Genomic DNA, 14,274 nt, shown 5'->3' on the forward strand with positions numbered 1-14,274 from the left:
ATAATACACCTTCCAAGATCCGAAGATAATAATTAGTGTGCAACAGCATTATATTCCTTAACTAATTTTAAAGTATGTTTTAAAGAATTCAGATCTTTCCAGTCATCATGACCAGTAATAATATAATTGGGATTTTTAAATTTCTCCTGTACTTTTTTAATCGATTTTTCCCAATCTTTTACATCAGCATCGCCTAAATATCCTAAATCTTTTGCTTCGGTACTTTTTACAAAACAACCTCCGTAAAGTATTTTTTCCTTAGGAAACCAAACTACGATATTATCCTGAGCATGACCTTTTCCCGGATAATAAACTTCAAAAGTATGCTGACCAACTGTAAAAGTAGTATCATTAGGAATTATAAATTCAGCTCTCTTTTCGTTATTTTTCTTGAGAATCTCATCGGTTAATTTTATAGTATAGGTTTTAATTCCTTTTTGTCTGTAAAAATCTAAACCTCCTGCTCTGTCTTCATGAGAATGCGTTGCAAAATGCATCACAACATCTTTATGATGTTTTGCTTTTATACTATCTAATAATGGCCGAAACTGGGTTTTATCCCAAGGCGCATCAAAAAGCACAACACCTTTATTAGTAACAAGGTACAATGCATTCGCAGAAATCAGAGTCCCTTTATAATCATGAAAAGTTTTATAAACATAAAAGTCACCTGTAAGATGACTTATTTGTAATGGCGAATTCTTAGATTGTCCAAAGCAACTGGACAGTATTCCTAAGAACAAAAGTATTGATGCTAACTTTCGCATTTTATTATATGTAATTAATTTTTAACCCTTGTCCAGTATTGCGTTCTTCCCATAATAGAAATTCCGATATATCCGCGAAGTTTTAATTTATCAGCAGATTCAAGAGTAATATAACATTTGTATTTTTTACCGGTTGTAGGATCAAAAATAGTTCCTCCGCTATACTCATCACCATCTTTTTTAAGACCGTTAATGATATTTAAACCTAAAATTGGTTTGTTTTTATCTGCACCTTCACATTTTGTACAAACATCTTTTTTATGATCGGCACGAAGTATCTCTACCACTTTACCGTATACTTTTCCTGATTTTTCGTAAATCTCGACAACAGATTTTGCTTCTCCGGTTTCATCGTCAATTGTCTTCCATTTTCCAATAACACTTTGAGCCTGAATGCTCAATGCAAAGAAAAAAACACCAATCGTTAACATCCAATTTTTCATAATATTATTTGTTTTTTTGTTTTAATTTTCTGATAGAAGCATTCAATTCGAATCCTAAAAGCAGAATCATACAGTTTATCCAAATATAAAACATTAGAATTAATAATGTCCCAATTGAACCATAAAGTTCGTTGTATTTTGAGAATTTTATAACCCAAATCCCAAAAAAGAACGAAGATATAACAATTAATATGGTTGTAAAAACAGATCCAATGCTTATAAAAGGCACTTTATTATATTGCTTAGTACCATAACGCAATAATATTGAAGTTGTTATCAAAATCATTAATACAACAAACAAATATCGTCCCAAAATAATCAGCGGAATACGATCACTCAACACATCCTGAATGATTGTTTTTTGAATTAAAACCTCAAAAACAACAATTGTAGCCACCGTTACAAACAATATAATGGTCATAACAAGCGAAATTGCAAGCGCCACTAAATATTGACTAAACCAGCCTCGTTTATCAAAAACATGTTTCGAAGATTCAAAGCCACTTAAAATCCCGTTAATACCATTTGCCATCAAAAAAATAGAAAGTAAAAAACCGGAAGACAATAATCCCGAATGACTATTATTTAAAATATCACTAATGATTTTATTAATAGCATCGTATGTATTTGGCGGAACACTTTGCTGCACAAACTGCAAAAAATCTCCCTGAAAATTATCGATAGGAATAAACGGAATCAAGTTCAGAATAAACAAAGTAAATGGAAACAATGCCATAAAAAAACTAAACGAAACCGCACTCGCATGGTACGAAAATGCCCCATCGATAATACCAATCGTATACATTTCGAGTAAATCGTATAACGAAAAACCTTCCAGCCAAGGCAACTTTATTCTCTTTAATAATCGGACAAGAGAACGTATTACAGGAATCTTTTCAATCCGATCTTCTATCTCTTGAGACATATTTATAATTTTAGATTTTTGAGTGAAGTTTTTAAATTATTTCAAATTCATAATTCATAACTCACAACTCATAACTTCTTATTAAAACGCTTTTAAACTCAAATCCATGTTATAAACCGAATGCGTTAAAGCACCAGATGAAATATAATTTACACCACATAAACCATATTCACGAATCGTTTTTTCGTTAATATTTCCAGAAGATTCCGTTTGGCATTTATCACCAATTAACTGAACCGCTGTTTTAGTATCTTCATAATTAAAATTATCAATCAAAATTCTGTGTACTCCGTCGCTTAAAAGGATTTCTCGAATTTCATCCAGATTTCTGGCTTCAACAATAATTTTAAGATCTAAATTATTCGCCTTCAAATATTCTTTCGTTTTTTTAATTGCCAGAGTAATTCCGCCAGCAAAATCGATATGATTGTCTTTTAGCATCACCATATCATACAAAGCAAATCGGTGATTTTCGCCACCTCCTATTTTTACAGCCCACTTTTCTGCAACTCTAAAATTTGGAGTCGTTTTACGCGTATCTAATATTTTAGCGCCTGTACCTTCCAGAAGCTGCATCAGATAATCTGTTTTTGTAGCTATGGCAGACATACGTTGCATCGTATTTAAAACCACTCTTTCTGATTTTAAAATAGATTGTGAACTTCCTGAAACCTCAAAAACTACATCGCCGTATTCTACATGGGTTCCGTCTTCTATATAAGTCTTAACTTTTAGCTTTGGATCTACGTATTCAAATATCATTTTTGCAAGTGCAACACCCGCAATAATTCCCTGATCTTTTACCAATAATTTAGCCTGGCCATGCGCCGTTTCCGGAATACACGCCAATGAACTATAATCGCCTGTGCCTACATCTTCACGAATTGCATTGCTAATTAATAGTTGTAATTCACTTTGAAATTGTACTTCGCTAATCATTTTTATTAAATTTTATAAGATGCTAAAGTAGGATATATTTTGGGTATTTGAAAGCTAACCATCTCCAAAAAAATAGTAAGACTAGAAATTTCAATTTAAGTTACAGGTAAAACTCATCTTTTTTTTAACACATAGAAACATAGCATTCGAATTCGTTAAAGAGGCGTTTCACTTGCATTAATTCACATAGCCAATGCGTTTTGCTATGTGTTAAAAATCTAGATTTTTTTTTAGCATCTTTACTATTATAACATTAAATTCTATATTTCTATGTGTTTAAAATTTCATTCAAAATCTATAATTTTTATTAGAAACATTAAATACCTTTGAGGTTCAATCAAACAAAATCATGGGCTTAATTAAAGATATTTACTCGGTTACTTTTTACGAAAAATTTGGTCAGGCTGTGGCCGAAGTGCATCCAACTTTCGATAAACAAAAATTTATTGAAACTATTTACCAAGGCGATTTTACCCAAAAAGAATGGAAAGAACGCATGAAACACACCACAATTGTGCTACATCAATTTATGCCTCAAAATTTTCCCGAAGCCGTTTCTCTAATTGATAAAATCATCGAAAATTTAAAGAAAAATAATTTTACAGATGGCAATTTGGCCTTTATCTTCTTTGCTGATTATATTGAGACCTATGGTTTAGACGATTTTAAAACTTCGGCGAAAGCCTTTGTTTCCATCACTCAATTTATCAGTTGCGAATTTGCCGTTCGTCCTTTCGTTTTAAAATACCGACAAGAAATGATCGACGAAATGATTCAATGGTCTTTACACGAAAATCATCACGTTCGCAGATTAGCCAGCGAAGGAAGCAGACCAAGATTACCGTGGGCTATGGCGATTCCGTATTTAAAGAAAGATCCAACTTCTATACTGCCTATTTTAGAAAACCTGAAAAACGATCCTTCAGAATATGTGCGCAGAAGTGTTGCCAACAATCTTAACGATATCGCCAAAGACAATTCCCAAATCGTTTTAGAAATTGCCGGAAAATGGCGCGGAAAAAGCCCTGAAACTGACGGAATCATCAAACATGGCGCACGAACTTTATTAAAGCAAGGACATCCTGAAATTTTAAGTCATTACGGTTTAGAAAGCACGAACATCAAACTTTCTAATTTTGAAATTAAAACGCCTGTGGTAAAAATCGGAGATTATCTTCAGTTTCAATTTCACTTAAACAATAAAAATTACGAGGCCAAAACCGTTCGTTTAGAATACGCCGTTCATTATAAAAAAGCAAAAGGCCATTTGGCTAAAAAAGTCTTTAAAATCAGCGAAAAAAGCTATCAGCCCAATCAACTAATTAAAGTCGATCGCAATCAGTCTTTCAAGATCATTACAACCCGTGTTTTTCATACCGGAACACATCAATTGTCAATTATCATTAACGGAACTGAAAGTGAAGCACTGGAATTTGAACTTATTGATTAAAATTCTCGCAGTTTTGTCATTTCAATTGCTGTAGTATTTTCATTTTCAGGAGCTAATCCCGCTATACGTTCCAATCTTTTGTGGCGAACACCGCCACAAAAGGATTTCCACTCCTATCGGGGCTAGGACAATCTGTGTCGTAATAATATTTTCGTCTAGTTTGTCATTTCGACCGAAGGGAGAAATCACACTCGTAACTCTACAAAGATTGGAGATTCTCTTTACGGAATTTCTAGTGTGATTTCTCCCTTCGGTCGAAATGACAAAACGTCCAAATTACTACATCAAATAAATCAATTTGAATTATTCCACATTTTCCTTACTTTTATAAATAATACAAAAAACAACTTTTCTTAATCTAAATTAAGTTACAGACAAGCATGACTGCTGTAATTTTGTTTTCAAATCAAATAAAAAATACCACATGTCAAATATCAGTTTAATTATCGAAGAACGCGCTGCCAACATTGGCAATTTTATGGTAGGCAGATTATTGCCTTTCCGTGAAAAAAGAGCCGTTGGACCATTTGTATTTATCGATCATATGGGACCTGCACATTTAAGTGATCATGAAAATATGGATGTTCCGCCGCATCCACATATCGGACTTTCGACTTTGACTTTTTTGTTTGAAGGAAGTATTATGCACCGCGATAGTTTAGGAACTGAATTAGAAATAAAACCAGGCGCCGTAAACTGGATGACCGCCGGAAAAGGAATCGTACATTCTGAAAGAACGCCTGAATATTTAAGACATTCAGACAAAATGCTTCACGGATTGCAAATTTGGGTCGCTTTACCAAAAGAATTAGAGCAAATGGAACCTAATTTCACTCACGTTGAAGCAGATGATATCCCGGCTTGGGAAGAAGATGGAGTTTCATATAAATTAATCGCCGGAGAAGCTTTTGGCAAAAAATCACCGGTTCCGGTTTATAGTCCGCTATATTTTATCGAGATCAAAAGTACCGAAGCTAAAAAAATAAACATTGGCAATCATTTATTTGGCGAAAGCGGTTTGTATATTCTGGAAGGAAGTATTAAAAGCGGTGAACATGTTTATGATCCGAAACAAATTTTAATTACAAACGACAGTACTTTGTGTGAGTTTGAAATTGCTGAAAATTCTACCGTTTATATCTTTGGCGGAACTCCGTTTCCTGAAGAACATTTCATTTTTTGGAATTTCGTTTCTTCAGACAAAGAACTTCTCGAAAAAGCAAAAAAAGACTGGACAGAACAAACTTTCCCAAAAGTTCCGGGAGAAACAGAATTTGTACCATTACCTCAGCCAAGAATCAAATAATATATGGAAACAATATCAGCACAAATAGATACACGTTTGTATCGAACGGAAATAAAATCAGCCAGCGGAAACATTGTAATCGCCGATGAACCTCAGGAAATGGGCGGTAAAAATTTAGGATTTAGTCCGTCAGAACTTTTGGCTTCGTCACTAGCTTCCTGTACGCTAATTACTTTAAGAATGTACATCAATCGCAAACAATGGGACGTTTCTGAAATCAATATCAAAGTTGATTTTGAAAGGGATTCGAACCAAAACGTTTCTTTATTTACCAGAAAAATCGAAATTATTGGCGAAGTAGACCAAACGCAAAGACAGCGACTAGAAACTATTGCCAACAGTTGCCCGATACACAAAACATTAACACATTCAATAGAAATCAAAACCACATTAATATAACTTATCATGGAAATTCAACAAATAAACGATACAAGAAGAGGCTATTTTGAAGCTGTAGAAGACGGAAAACAAGCAGGAAAAATGACTTATACCTGGGCTGGAGATTCAAAATTCATTATTGACCACACCGAAGTAAACGAAGAGTTTAACGGAAAAGGCGTTGGTAAAAAACTAGTTATGGCCGCTGTAGAATATGCCAGAGCTAATAATTTAAAAATTATTCCACTTTGTCCTTTCGCTAAGAGCGTTTTTGATAAAGTAGAAGAAATTCATGATGTACTTTTTTCTTAAAGGTACTGAGGTTCTGAGTTGCTAAGGTTCTAAGTTCTTTTTAACCGCAAAGCACGCAATCCCGATAGCTATCGGGATACGCAAAGTTCGCAAAGTTTTTTAGATAAAGCTTTGCGAACTTTGCGTTTGTATTAAGCCTTGCAGATAAAAAAACCTTGCGTTCTTTGCGGTAAAAAATCAGCCACTGTAAAAATCAATTTTAAAATCTCGCCAGAAACTTGTATATTTGCATGTAATTTAAACTTAGAGTATGACGAGGATAATTACACTTTTCTGTTTTTTCATAGCACAAATCGGCTTTTCTCAAACGGCTGAAAATTATTTACAAAAGAACAGAAATAACGAAGCTCTCTTAACAGCTTTCTTTCAACAAATGCCAAAAGGCGGCGATTTACACCATCATTTTTCAGGATCAGTTTATGCAGAACCTCTTTTAGAAAGAGCCATTGCAGAAGATTTTTATTTGAATCTGGTAACTATGGCGGTTTCGAAAACAAAACCTGAAAAAGGAAACTGGGAAAGATTTTCATCTCTTAAAGAAAAAGAAAAACTAGAATATTACGAGCAGCAAATTATGCAGACCTGGTCTGTTAAGGATTATAATGGTGCTGTTCCTTCTGACGATCAGTTTTTTGATTCTTTTATGAAATTTGAATCTACTATCACAAGCCATTTTGCAGAAGGAATGCTTGAATTAAAAAAACGTGCTCTTGCTGAAAATGTAAGTTATATCGAAACACAATTATCAACGATTCCGTGTGATATGAATGTTGCTGACTTGACTGATTTTAATACAAAATTACGTCAGACAGCAGCGCAAAAAGATGAAAAAGCAGTTTTAAAACTTTTAGACGAATTGTATAAATCGCTTCAAAAGAAAGATGCTAAAAAATATGCTGCAGATTTCAATACTAATTTCATTGCCAAACTTCATAAAGACTTAAAAATTGATGACGATCGTTTTACTATGCGTTATCAAAATTTTGTGCTTCGTTTTATGGATCCGGTAGATTTATTCAAAAACCTGACTATTGCTTTTATCTCGGCAAACGACAGTAAATTGGTTGCAGGTGTAAACATCGTTTCTCCCGAACATGGCGAAAACTCTATGAAAGATTATTGGTTGCATATGGTCATGTTCAAATATTGTCACTCTAAATATCCGGACGTAAAATACACGCTTCACGCAGGAGAACTAACTTTAGGATTAGTTCAGCCCGAAGATCTAACCTGGCATATAAACGATGCTATCCACGTTGCCGGAGCCAACAGAATTGGTCACGGAGTTGATATTGCCTACGAAGCAAATTCATACGATTTGTTGCGTTACATGGCAAAAAACAACATTCCGATTGAGATCAACTTAACGAGTAACGAATTCATTTTGAAAGTAAAAGAAAACAGACATCCGTTTACGCTTTACAAAGAATTTAATGTGCCAATTGTTATTAGTACTGATGATGCCGGAATTTTGAGAACCAATATGACTGAACAATATGTTTTACTGGCCAAAAGATATCCTGACGTTTCGTACGCTACAATAAAACAATATGTTTATAACAGCATCAATTATAGTTTTATTCAGGATGCATCAGTAAAAAAACAATTAGTGAAGGATTTGGATGCAAGATTTAAAACTTTTGAAGCTAAGTTTAACAACTAAACGAAACCTGACAGGTTTTTAAAACCTGTCAGGTTTACAAACGATATATTATGATTCTAGAAGCCGTATTTCTTTATATAAAACCAAATTTAGCAACTCAATTTGAAGCTGATTTCGCAAAAGCAAGTCAATACATTTCGTCGAGTGATGGTTATTTAGGACATCGTTTAGAGAAATGTCTTGAAGTCGAAAACAAATATCTTTTATTAGTAGATTGGAATACGCTTGAAGATCATACCGTAGGTTTCAGAGCTTCTGAGGCTTATCTGGAATGGAAAAAGATTTTACATCATTATTACGAACCTTTTCCTGTTGTAGAACATTTCGAAACTGTTTTTGAGAATAAAAAATAGTTTATTTGCCACAGATTAAAAGGATTAAAAAGATTTTTTTATTAAATACAAATAAATTAATCTGTGGAAATCCTTTTAATCTGTGGCAAAAAAATAAATTCGCGCAAATTAGTGTAATTCGTGGCAAACAAAACTTAACAAATGAATATCAAACTTATTGCCATTGGCAAAACAGATAATAAATCGCTTCAAACTTTGATTGACGATTATACCAAACGTTTGTCGTTTTACATCAAATTTGATCTGGAGATTATTCCAGATATTAAAAACGTAAAGAATTTATCTGAAAGTCAGCAAAAAGAAAAAGAAGGCGAATTGATTTTATCCAAATTAACGCCAACCGATCAATTGATTTTATTGGATGAAAACGGAAAAAACTTCTCCAGTGTTGGTTTCTCTGAAGAATTACAAAAGAAAATGAATTCCGGAATCAAAACTCTTGTTTTTGTAATTGGCGGTCCTTACGGATTCTCTGATACTGTTTACAGTAAAGCGCAAGGTAAAATTTCGCTTTCGTTAATGACATTTTCGCACCAAATGGTTCGATTGTTTTTTATCGAACAATTGTATAGAGGTTTTACGATTTTAAGAAATGAACCTTATCATCATCAGTAAAAAGTATTCAGTTTAAAAAATATATTCTTCTGTTACTTTTGCAAATGATTCTAGTTTTTGAACTAAAATTTTATCCTGAATATAAGCATCAAAACTCATATTCTTATCAAAACAAAATTGCATTTTGGGTTTAACTGCAAAATCAAGACTTGCAATGTAGTTTAGTAATTCTTCTTTTTTAAGAACTTGCTGGTTTACTTCAACTGTTTGATTCTTTTTAAAAAACAAAGTCAATCCTTCTGATTTAGGTTTCTCTGTTTTATAATACACTTTCGTGAAAGGTAAAAAGGCTAAGTTTTTCCCGATAGAATCTGCATACGAATAATAGTTTTCGGCATCTTCGTTTTTGTGGGCGCTATCAGCACGTTTTTTCTCCTGTAGTTTCATTACTTCCGGAATTACCAATTTTAAAGGCAAACGTTTGTCGATATTAAAAAGCCAATTGGTCGAAATAATACTGTTCTTTCTGTTTACATCGGCAAGGGTATCTTTTCCTTCTGTTTTAAAGAAAATATAAATTGGCGAATGATCCTGAACGTCTTTCACAATAGAAACGTTTGATTTTGGAAGTAAAACGTCTTCTTTTTTTTCACATGAAAAAAAAAGGAAAGCGATAATTAGAGTAAAGTATTTCATATTTTTTTTCTTTTTATTATTTTTTTCTTTTTATTATTTTTTTCTTTTTATTATTTTTTTCTTTTGCATTTCACCATTTTTATAAAATTCAATTAAATATAAAAAACCATCACTATCATAATTAAAAAATTGGCCTTCTCTTTTTCCATCTACAAAAGTCCCATCAAATGACAACTTACCATTCTCATGATACCCAACAAATTTTCCATTTTCAACACCATTGCGATAATCTAAAAAACCCGATAATATTCCATTATTATATTTCCTAATTTGACCATTTGCTAAATCATTTTCGTACGGAATCTCGTCTAAAATTATATTATTTTCAGAAAATCTTTGCCAAACACCAACTTTTTTACCTGACTTGTATTCGACTTTCCATTTATTTTGTCCATTAGGATATTTGTAGAAAAAAGTCCCTTCAATTGTTCTGTTTTTCACTTCAAAAATACAGTAATCATCGCCATACTTACTATAAGCAATCCATATCCCATTATTCAATGAATCTTTAAATATTTTTTGATTTGGCCAAAGTTCACTTGGTTCCTCAATACTTTCCGGATAGACAAAATCAAATTCCCTGACAATACCTACGTCCTGACTAAAAACAAAAGAAACACTAAAAAACATTAAAAATAAAAATACCAATTGCTTTCTCATAATCTTTAGTTTTTCACCTGTAAAATCTAAATCTATAGCTAAAAATTCATCTTAGTTAATAAAGCAACACATTCCACTGCTTCTTTTACATCATGAACCCGAACAATCTTCGCCCCTTTTGTCAATGCAATTGTATTGAGAACTGTTGTTCCGTTTAAAGCTTCTTGTGCTGTATTATTTAGAGTTTTATAAATCATTGATTTTCTCGAAACTCCGGCCAAAACAGGCAATTCTAATAAATTAAAAAGTTCCATTTTTTGCATAACCTCATAATTCTGATCGGTTGTTTTGGCGAATCCGAAACCGGGATCTAAAATCAAATCGTTGATTCCGAGACTTCTCGCCAACTTTACTTTCTCAGAAAAATAAAACAGCATTTCTTTTACAATATCGTCATATTCTGTAAGGCTTTGCATCGTTTGCGGATTTCCGCGCATGTGCATCATGATATACGGAACATTATAATCGGCAATTACATCAAACATTTTATTGTCTAATTCCCCTGCTGCAATGTCATTTATAATCGCTGCGCCACTTTCTATACTCGCTTTTGCAACCTCAGCTCTAAAAGTATCAATAGACAATAAAGTTTCCGGAAAATGCTTTAAAATTAATTCTATCACAGGAACAATTCGCTCAATCTCTTCTTGTTCAGTCACAAACTCAGCACTTGGTTTGCTTGAGTAAGCTCCAATATCTATAAACGTCGCGCCTTCAGCCAACATTTTACCTACCTGGAAAATAATCTCCTCTTCGTTTTTATATTTTCCTCCATCAAAAAAGGAGTTTGGCGTAACATTCAAAATTCCCATTACTTTAGGAATCGATAAATCTATAAGTTGGCCTTTACAGTTAATTAGCATTTATTTATATTTTTTGTTTCAGGTTTCAGGTTAATGCAGATTGCGCAAGTTCTAAAACTTGAAACTTGAAACTTTTATCTCATTTTACGGTTTCAGGTTATTGCCATTAACACTTTGTTTAGAAAAAACTTGAAACAAAGAAAACCTTAACTTGAAACTCTTAAAAAATTATCCTTATTTTTGAAGAAATTTTAGCAAATATACAGCAATAAATGAAGAATACTTCCCTTGAATTTGATAATGTAATTACGGTTTGCCGAACTTTATTTATCAATAAAATGAAAGATTATGGTAGTGCATGGCGAATTTTAAGATTGCCATCGCTAACCGATCAGATATTCATAAAAGCACAAAGAATCAGAAGCTTACAGGAAAACGACGTGCGTAAAGTTGATGAAGATGAAAAAGGAGAATTCATCGGGATCATCAATTATTCGATTATGGCTTTGATTCAGTTAGAATTGGGTGTCGTAGATCAGCCTGATTTAAGCGTAGAACAAGCAACCGAATTGTACGATGCCAAAGTTAAGCTGACCAAAGAGTTGATGGAAGCCAAAAATCATGATTATGGCGAGGCGTGGCGTGATATGCGCGTAAGTTCATTGACAGATTTGATTCTGCAAAAATTACTTCGCGTGAAACAAATTGAAGATAACAAAGGTAAAACTTTGGTTTCTGAAGGTATTGATGCTAATTATCAGGATATGATTAATTATTCTGTTTTTGCTTTAATCCTTGAACCTATAAACAAATAAATTCCAAAAAATAAAATTCCAAATTCCAACCGTAAAATTGGAATTTGGAATTTAAAAAATTGGGATTTTAAATATTAAATATTTGACATGAAAAACATCATTACTCAATTCTCAAGATTATTTGTCGGAGTATTATTTATTATCTCCGGATTAATAAAACTGAATGATCCTGTTGGATTCTCTTATAAATTAGCAGAATACTTTAGCGAACCGGTTTTTAATATGCCATTTTTAGAGCCATTGGCTTTAGGATTAGCGATCTTTTTAGTAATTCTTGAAGTTGTTTTGGGCGTTATGTTATTGGTTGGTTACAAATCAAAACTTACCATTTGGGCTTTATTACTTTTAATCGTTTTCTTCACATTCCTTACCTTCTACTCGGCTTATTTTGATGTTGTAAAAGATTGCGGATGTTTTGGAGACGCTTTGCATTTAACACCTTGGCAATCCTTCACAAAAGATATTGTTTTATTATTCTTTATTCTGATTTTATTCATTAATAAAAACTTAGTAAAACCTTTATTCTCAAGTGCTGTTACCAATATTATCACTTACGCAAGTGTGGTTTTATGCATTTTTATGGCAGTTTGGGTTTTAAATCATAATCCAATCAAAGATTTTCGTCCTTATAAAGTAGGAACGAATATCGAAAAAGGAATGGAAATTCCTGAAGGTGCGCCAAAATCTGTGGTTGAGATGATTTTTATCTACAAAGTAAATGGTGTTGATAAAGAATTTACAGAAAAAGATTTAGCAAATATTCCTGAAGGTGCGACTTTTGTTGACAGAAAAGATAAGGTAATTACAGAAGGTTATATTCCGCCAATTCACGATTTTACAATGGTAAAAGATGATTCTGATTATAAAGAAGAATTATTAAAAGAACCTAAATTACTAATTTTCGTAACGTATGATCTGGCTTTATCTAATCCTGACGGAATGAAAAAATTAGAAGCTGTAAATAAAGAAGCAAAAGCAAAAGGATATAAAGTTATTGCCATGACGGCTTCTGGAGCAGAAGAAATAGCAAAAGCAAAGAAACAATATGGTTTAAATGTTGATTTCTATTTTTGTGATGCAACGGCTTTAAAAACCGTAGAAAGAGCCAACCCAAGCATCGTAGCTTTACACAACGGAACCGTAGTTCAAAAAGTACATTACAACGATATTAAAGATTTGAAGTTATAAAAATCAGATCATTATAATTTACAAAACACCAATTCTTCTATAAAGTTGAATTGGTGTTTTTTTTGATATGTACATTATCAGAATACGATTAAACGAACAAAATAGGACAAATTGCAAGTATAATTTAAACTAAAAAATACGTTAAAATAACATCCTCTGCTTCAAAAATCTAAATTATAAGCCGTACCTTTTGTTAATCTTAGAAATTGTTTAATTTAAATTCTATAGCTATGAAACAATTGTCAAGTCTCGTATTTCTTTTTTTATTGATTGGATGTAATAGTGAAGCTGATATTACCGACAATCTCACAGCGCCGGAAACTTTTGCTTTTCAGATTTTAGATAAAACTACAGGAGAAAATGTATTCACCAGCAAAAAATATGATCCTCAAAAAATTATTGTAAAAAATCTGGATTCTAACGACGTTGTAAAACATCAATTTATATCAGATAATAATTTGGATATTATCGTGCTTGAAAACGTGGGAAGAGACAGCGAAAACATCAATTATTCTATTAATATAGATGACAAAAGTCTTTTTGAACTTCATGTCGATGCCATTTTAGTCAAAAAAGATTTGGATTTTGAATATCAAAATGTCGAAATTAACAATGTAGTATTTAAACGAGATCAGACATCCGGAGTTTATAATATTCTCGCATCTCTTGACTAACTAAAAAAATAAAAATTACGAATACTGTTTTCATCTTTCTTTACTAAAAAGACATGTAATTTCTTTTCTAAAAAACACTTTTTCCAGCTGTTTTTTTGATCCAAAACAACACGATTTTAAAATAAATACAATATTTTTTACGCTACATTTTTTGAATAAATCAAAAAATACATCAAAATTCGTATTTCACTACTCTACTATTACGATTTCACTCTCTGTTTTTTAACCTAATTTTTGTCTTTTGTTATAAAATAAGCGACTGTTCAATTTTTGTTAATCTCCATTTCTCATTCAATTTGTTTGTTTAACTTTGTTGATGATCATTTATTACCTGAAATCTTTAGGAT

Annotated in this window: 17 protein-coding genes; 10 read left to right on the forward strand and 7 right to left on the reverse strand. The window is 32.4% G+C overall.

The window, feature by feature from the left end:
- Nucleotides 1–32: 32 nt before the first annotated feature.
- The 4 genes from bla-B1-FLAV to nadC form a co-directional block, all read right to left on the reverse strand.
- Nucleotides 33–767 (reverse strand): subclass B1 metallo-beta-lactamase, encoded by a 735-nt coding sequence (gene bla-B1-FLAV / locus FLACOL7796_RS22770; protein WP_173973069.1) that lies wholly within the window; start codon nucleotides 765–767, stop codon nucleotides 33–35.
- A gap of 14 nt (nucleotides 768–781) precedes the next feature.
- The gene (locus FLACOL7796_RS22775; protein WP_173973070.1) at nucleotides 782–1,210 is read right to left on the reverse strand and encodes a DUF2147 domain-containing protein; all 429 of its coding nucleotides are present in this window, start codon (nucleotides 1,208–1,210) and stop codon (nucleotides 782–784) included.
- 4 nt (nucleotides 1,211–1,214) lie between these two features.
- Complete coding sequence (locus FLACOL7796_RS22780) at nucleotides 1,215–2,135, reverse strand: YihY/virulence factor BrkB family protein (RefSeq protein WP_173973071.1); 921 nt, start codon at nucleotides 2,133–2,135, stop codon at nucleotides 1,215–1,217.
- An 81-nt stretch (nucleotides 2,136–2,216) separates the two neighbouring features.
- The gene (gene nadC / locus FLACOL7796_RS22785) at nucleotides 2,217–3,074 is read right to left on the reverse strand and encodes a carboxylating nicotinate-nucleotide diphosphorylase (RefSeq protein WP_173973072.1); all 858 of its coding nucleotides are present in this window, start codon (nucleotides 3,072–3,074) and stop codon (nucleotides 2,217–2,219) included.
- Nucleotides 3,075–3,423: 349 nt separating this feature from the next.
- On the opposite strand from nadC, the gene FLACOL7796_RS22790 reads away from it, so the two are divergent.
- The 7 genes from FLACOL7796_RS22790 (at nucleotide 3,424) to rlmH (ending at nucleotide 9,151) form a co-directional block, all read left to right on the forward strand.
- Nucleotides 3,424–4,524: a DNA alkylation repair protein gene (locus tag FLACOL7796_RS22790; protein ID WP_173973073.1), complete on the forward strand. Its 1,101-nt coding sequence runs from the start codon at nucleotides 3,424–3,426 to the stop codon at nucleotides 4,522–4,524.
- Nucleotides 4,525–4,948: 424 nt separating this feature from the next.
- Complete coding sequence (locus tag FLACOL7796_RS22795) at nucleotides 4,949–5,830, forward strand: pirin family protein (RefSeq protein ID WP_173973074.1); 882 nt, start codon at nucleotides 4,949–4,951, stop codon at nucleotides 5,828–5,830.
- 3 nt (nucleotides 5,831–5,833) lie between these two features.
- Nucleotides 5,834–6,229, forward strand: a complete 396-nt coding sequence (locus tag FLACOL7796_RS22800; protein ID WP_173973075.1) for an OsmC family protein — start codon at nucleotides 5,834–5,836, stop codon at nucleotides 6,227–6,229.
- A gap of 6 nt (nucleotides 6,230–6,235) precedes the next feature.
- On the forward strand, nucleotides 6,236–6,520 hold the full coding sequence (locus FLACOL7796_RS22805) for a GNAT family N-acetyltransferase (RefSeq protein WP_173973076.1): 285 nt from the start codon (nucleotides 6,236–6,238) through the stop codon (nucleotides 6,518–6,520).
- A 250-nt stretch (nucleotides 6,521–6,770) separates the two neighbouring features.
- On the forward strand, nucleotides 6,771–8,183 hold the full coding sequence (locus FLACOL7796_RS22810) for an amidohydrolase family protein (protein ID WP_173973077.1): 1,413 nt from the start codon (nucleotides 6,771–6,773) through the stop codon (nucleotides 8,181–8,183).
- Between the two features lie 50 nt (nucleotides 8,184–8,233).
- Nucleotides 8,234–8,536: an antibiotic biosynthesis monooxygenase family protein gene (locus tag FLACOL7796_RS22815; RefSeq protein ID WP_173973078.1), complete on the forward strand. Its 303-nt coding sequence runs from the start codon at nucleotides 8,234–8,236 to the stop codon at nucleotides 8,534–8,536.
- A 141-nt stretch (nucleotides 8,537–8,677) separates the two neighbouring features.
- Nucleotides 8,678–9,151, forward strand: coding sequence for a 23S rRNA (pseudouridine(1915)-N(3))-methyltransferase RlmH (rlmH, locus tag FLACOL7796_RS22820; RefSeq protein ID WP_029269532.1), 474 nt, complete (start codon nucleotides 8,678–8,680; stop codon nucleotides 9,149–9,151).
- 12 nt (nucleotides 9,152–9,163) lie between these two features.
- Here the strand turns inward: rlmH and FLACOL7796_RS22825 are convergent, their stop codons facing one another.
- The 3 genes from FLACOL7796_RS22825 to folP are packed head-to-tail and all read right to left on the reverse strand — an operon-like array spanning nucleotide 9,164 to nucleotide 11,310.
- Nucleotides 9,164–9,787, reverse strand: coding sequence for a hypothetical protein (locus FLACOL7796_RS22825; protein ID WP_173973079.1), 624 nt, complete (start codon nucleotides 9,785–9,787; stop codon nucleotides 9,164–9,166).
- A gap of 33 nt (nucleotides 9,788–9,820) precedes the next feature.
- Nucleotides 9,821–10,447, reverse strand: coding sequence for a toxin-antitoxin system YwqK family antitoxin (locus FLACOL7796_RS22830; protein WP_173973080.1), 627 nt, complete (start codon nucleotides 10,445–10,447; stop codon nucleotides 9,821–9,823).
- Nucleotides 10,448–10,485: 38 nt separating this feature from the next.
- On the reverse strand, nucleotides 10,486–11,310 hold the full coding sequence (folP, locus tag FLACOL7796_RS22835) for a dihydropteroate synthase (RefSeq protein WP_173973081.1): 825 nt from the start codon (nucleotides 11,308–11,310) through the stop codon (nucleotides 10,486–10,488).
- A 212-nt stretch (nucleotides 11,311–11,522) separates the two neighbouring features.
- On the opposite strand from folP, the gene FLACOL7796_RS22840 reads away from it, so the two are divergent.
- From FLACOL7796_RS22840 to FLACOL7796_RS22850, 3 genes are all read left to right on the forward strand, one after another.
- Nucleotides 11,523–12,065 carry a DUF1599 domain-containing protein gene (locus FLACOL7796_RS22840; protein WP_173973082.1) on the forward strand — a complete coding sequence of 181 codons (543 nt, stop codon included), beginning with the start codon at nucleotides 11,523–11,525 and terminating at the stop codon, nucleotides 12,063–12,065.
- Nucleotides 12,066–12,152: 87 nt separating this feature from the next.
- The gene (locus tag FLACOL7796_RS22845) at nucleotides 12,153–13,253 is read left to right on the forward strand and encodes a BT_3928 family protein (protein WP_173973083.1); all 1,101 of its coding nucleotides are present in this window, start codon (nucleotides 12,153–12,155) and stop codon (nucleotides 13,251–13,253) included.
- A 230-nt stretch (nucleotides 13,254–13,483) separates the two neighbouring features.
- Nucleotides 13,484–13,927, forward strand: coding sequence for a hypothetical protein (locus tag FLACOL7796_RS22850; RefSeq protein ID WP_173973084.1), 444 nt, complete (start codon nucleotides 13,484–13,486; stop codon nucleotides 13,925–13,927).
- Nucleotides 13,928–14,274 lie beyond the last annotated feature (347 nt).

The organism is Flavobacterium bizetiae, from assembly GCF_902804475.1.
Lineage (GTDB): Bacteria > Bacteroidota > Bacteroidia > Flavobacteriales > Flavobacteriaceae > Flavobacterium > Flavobacterium bizetiae.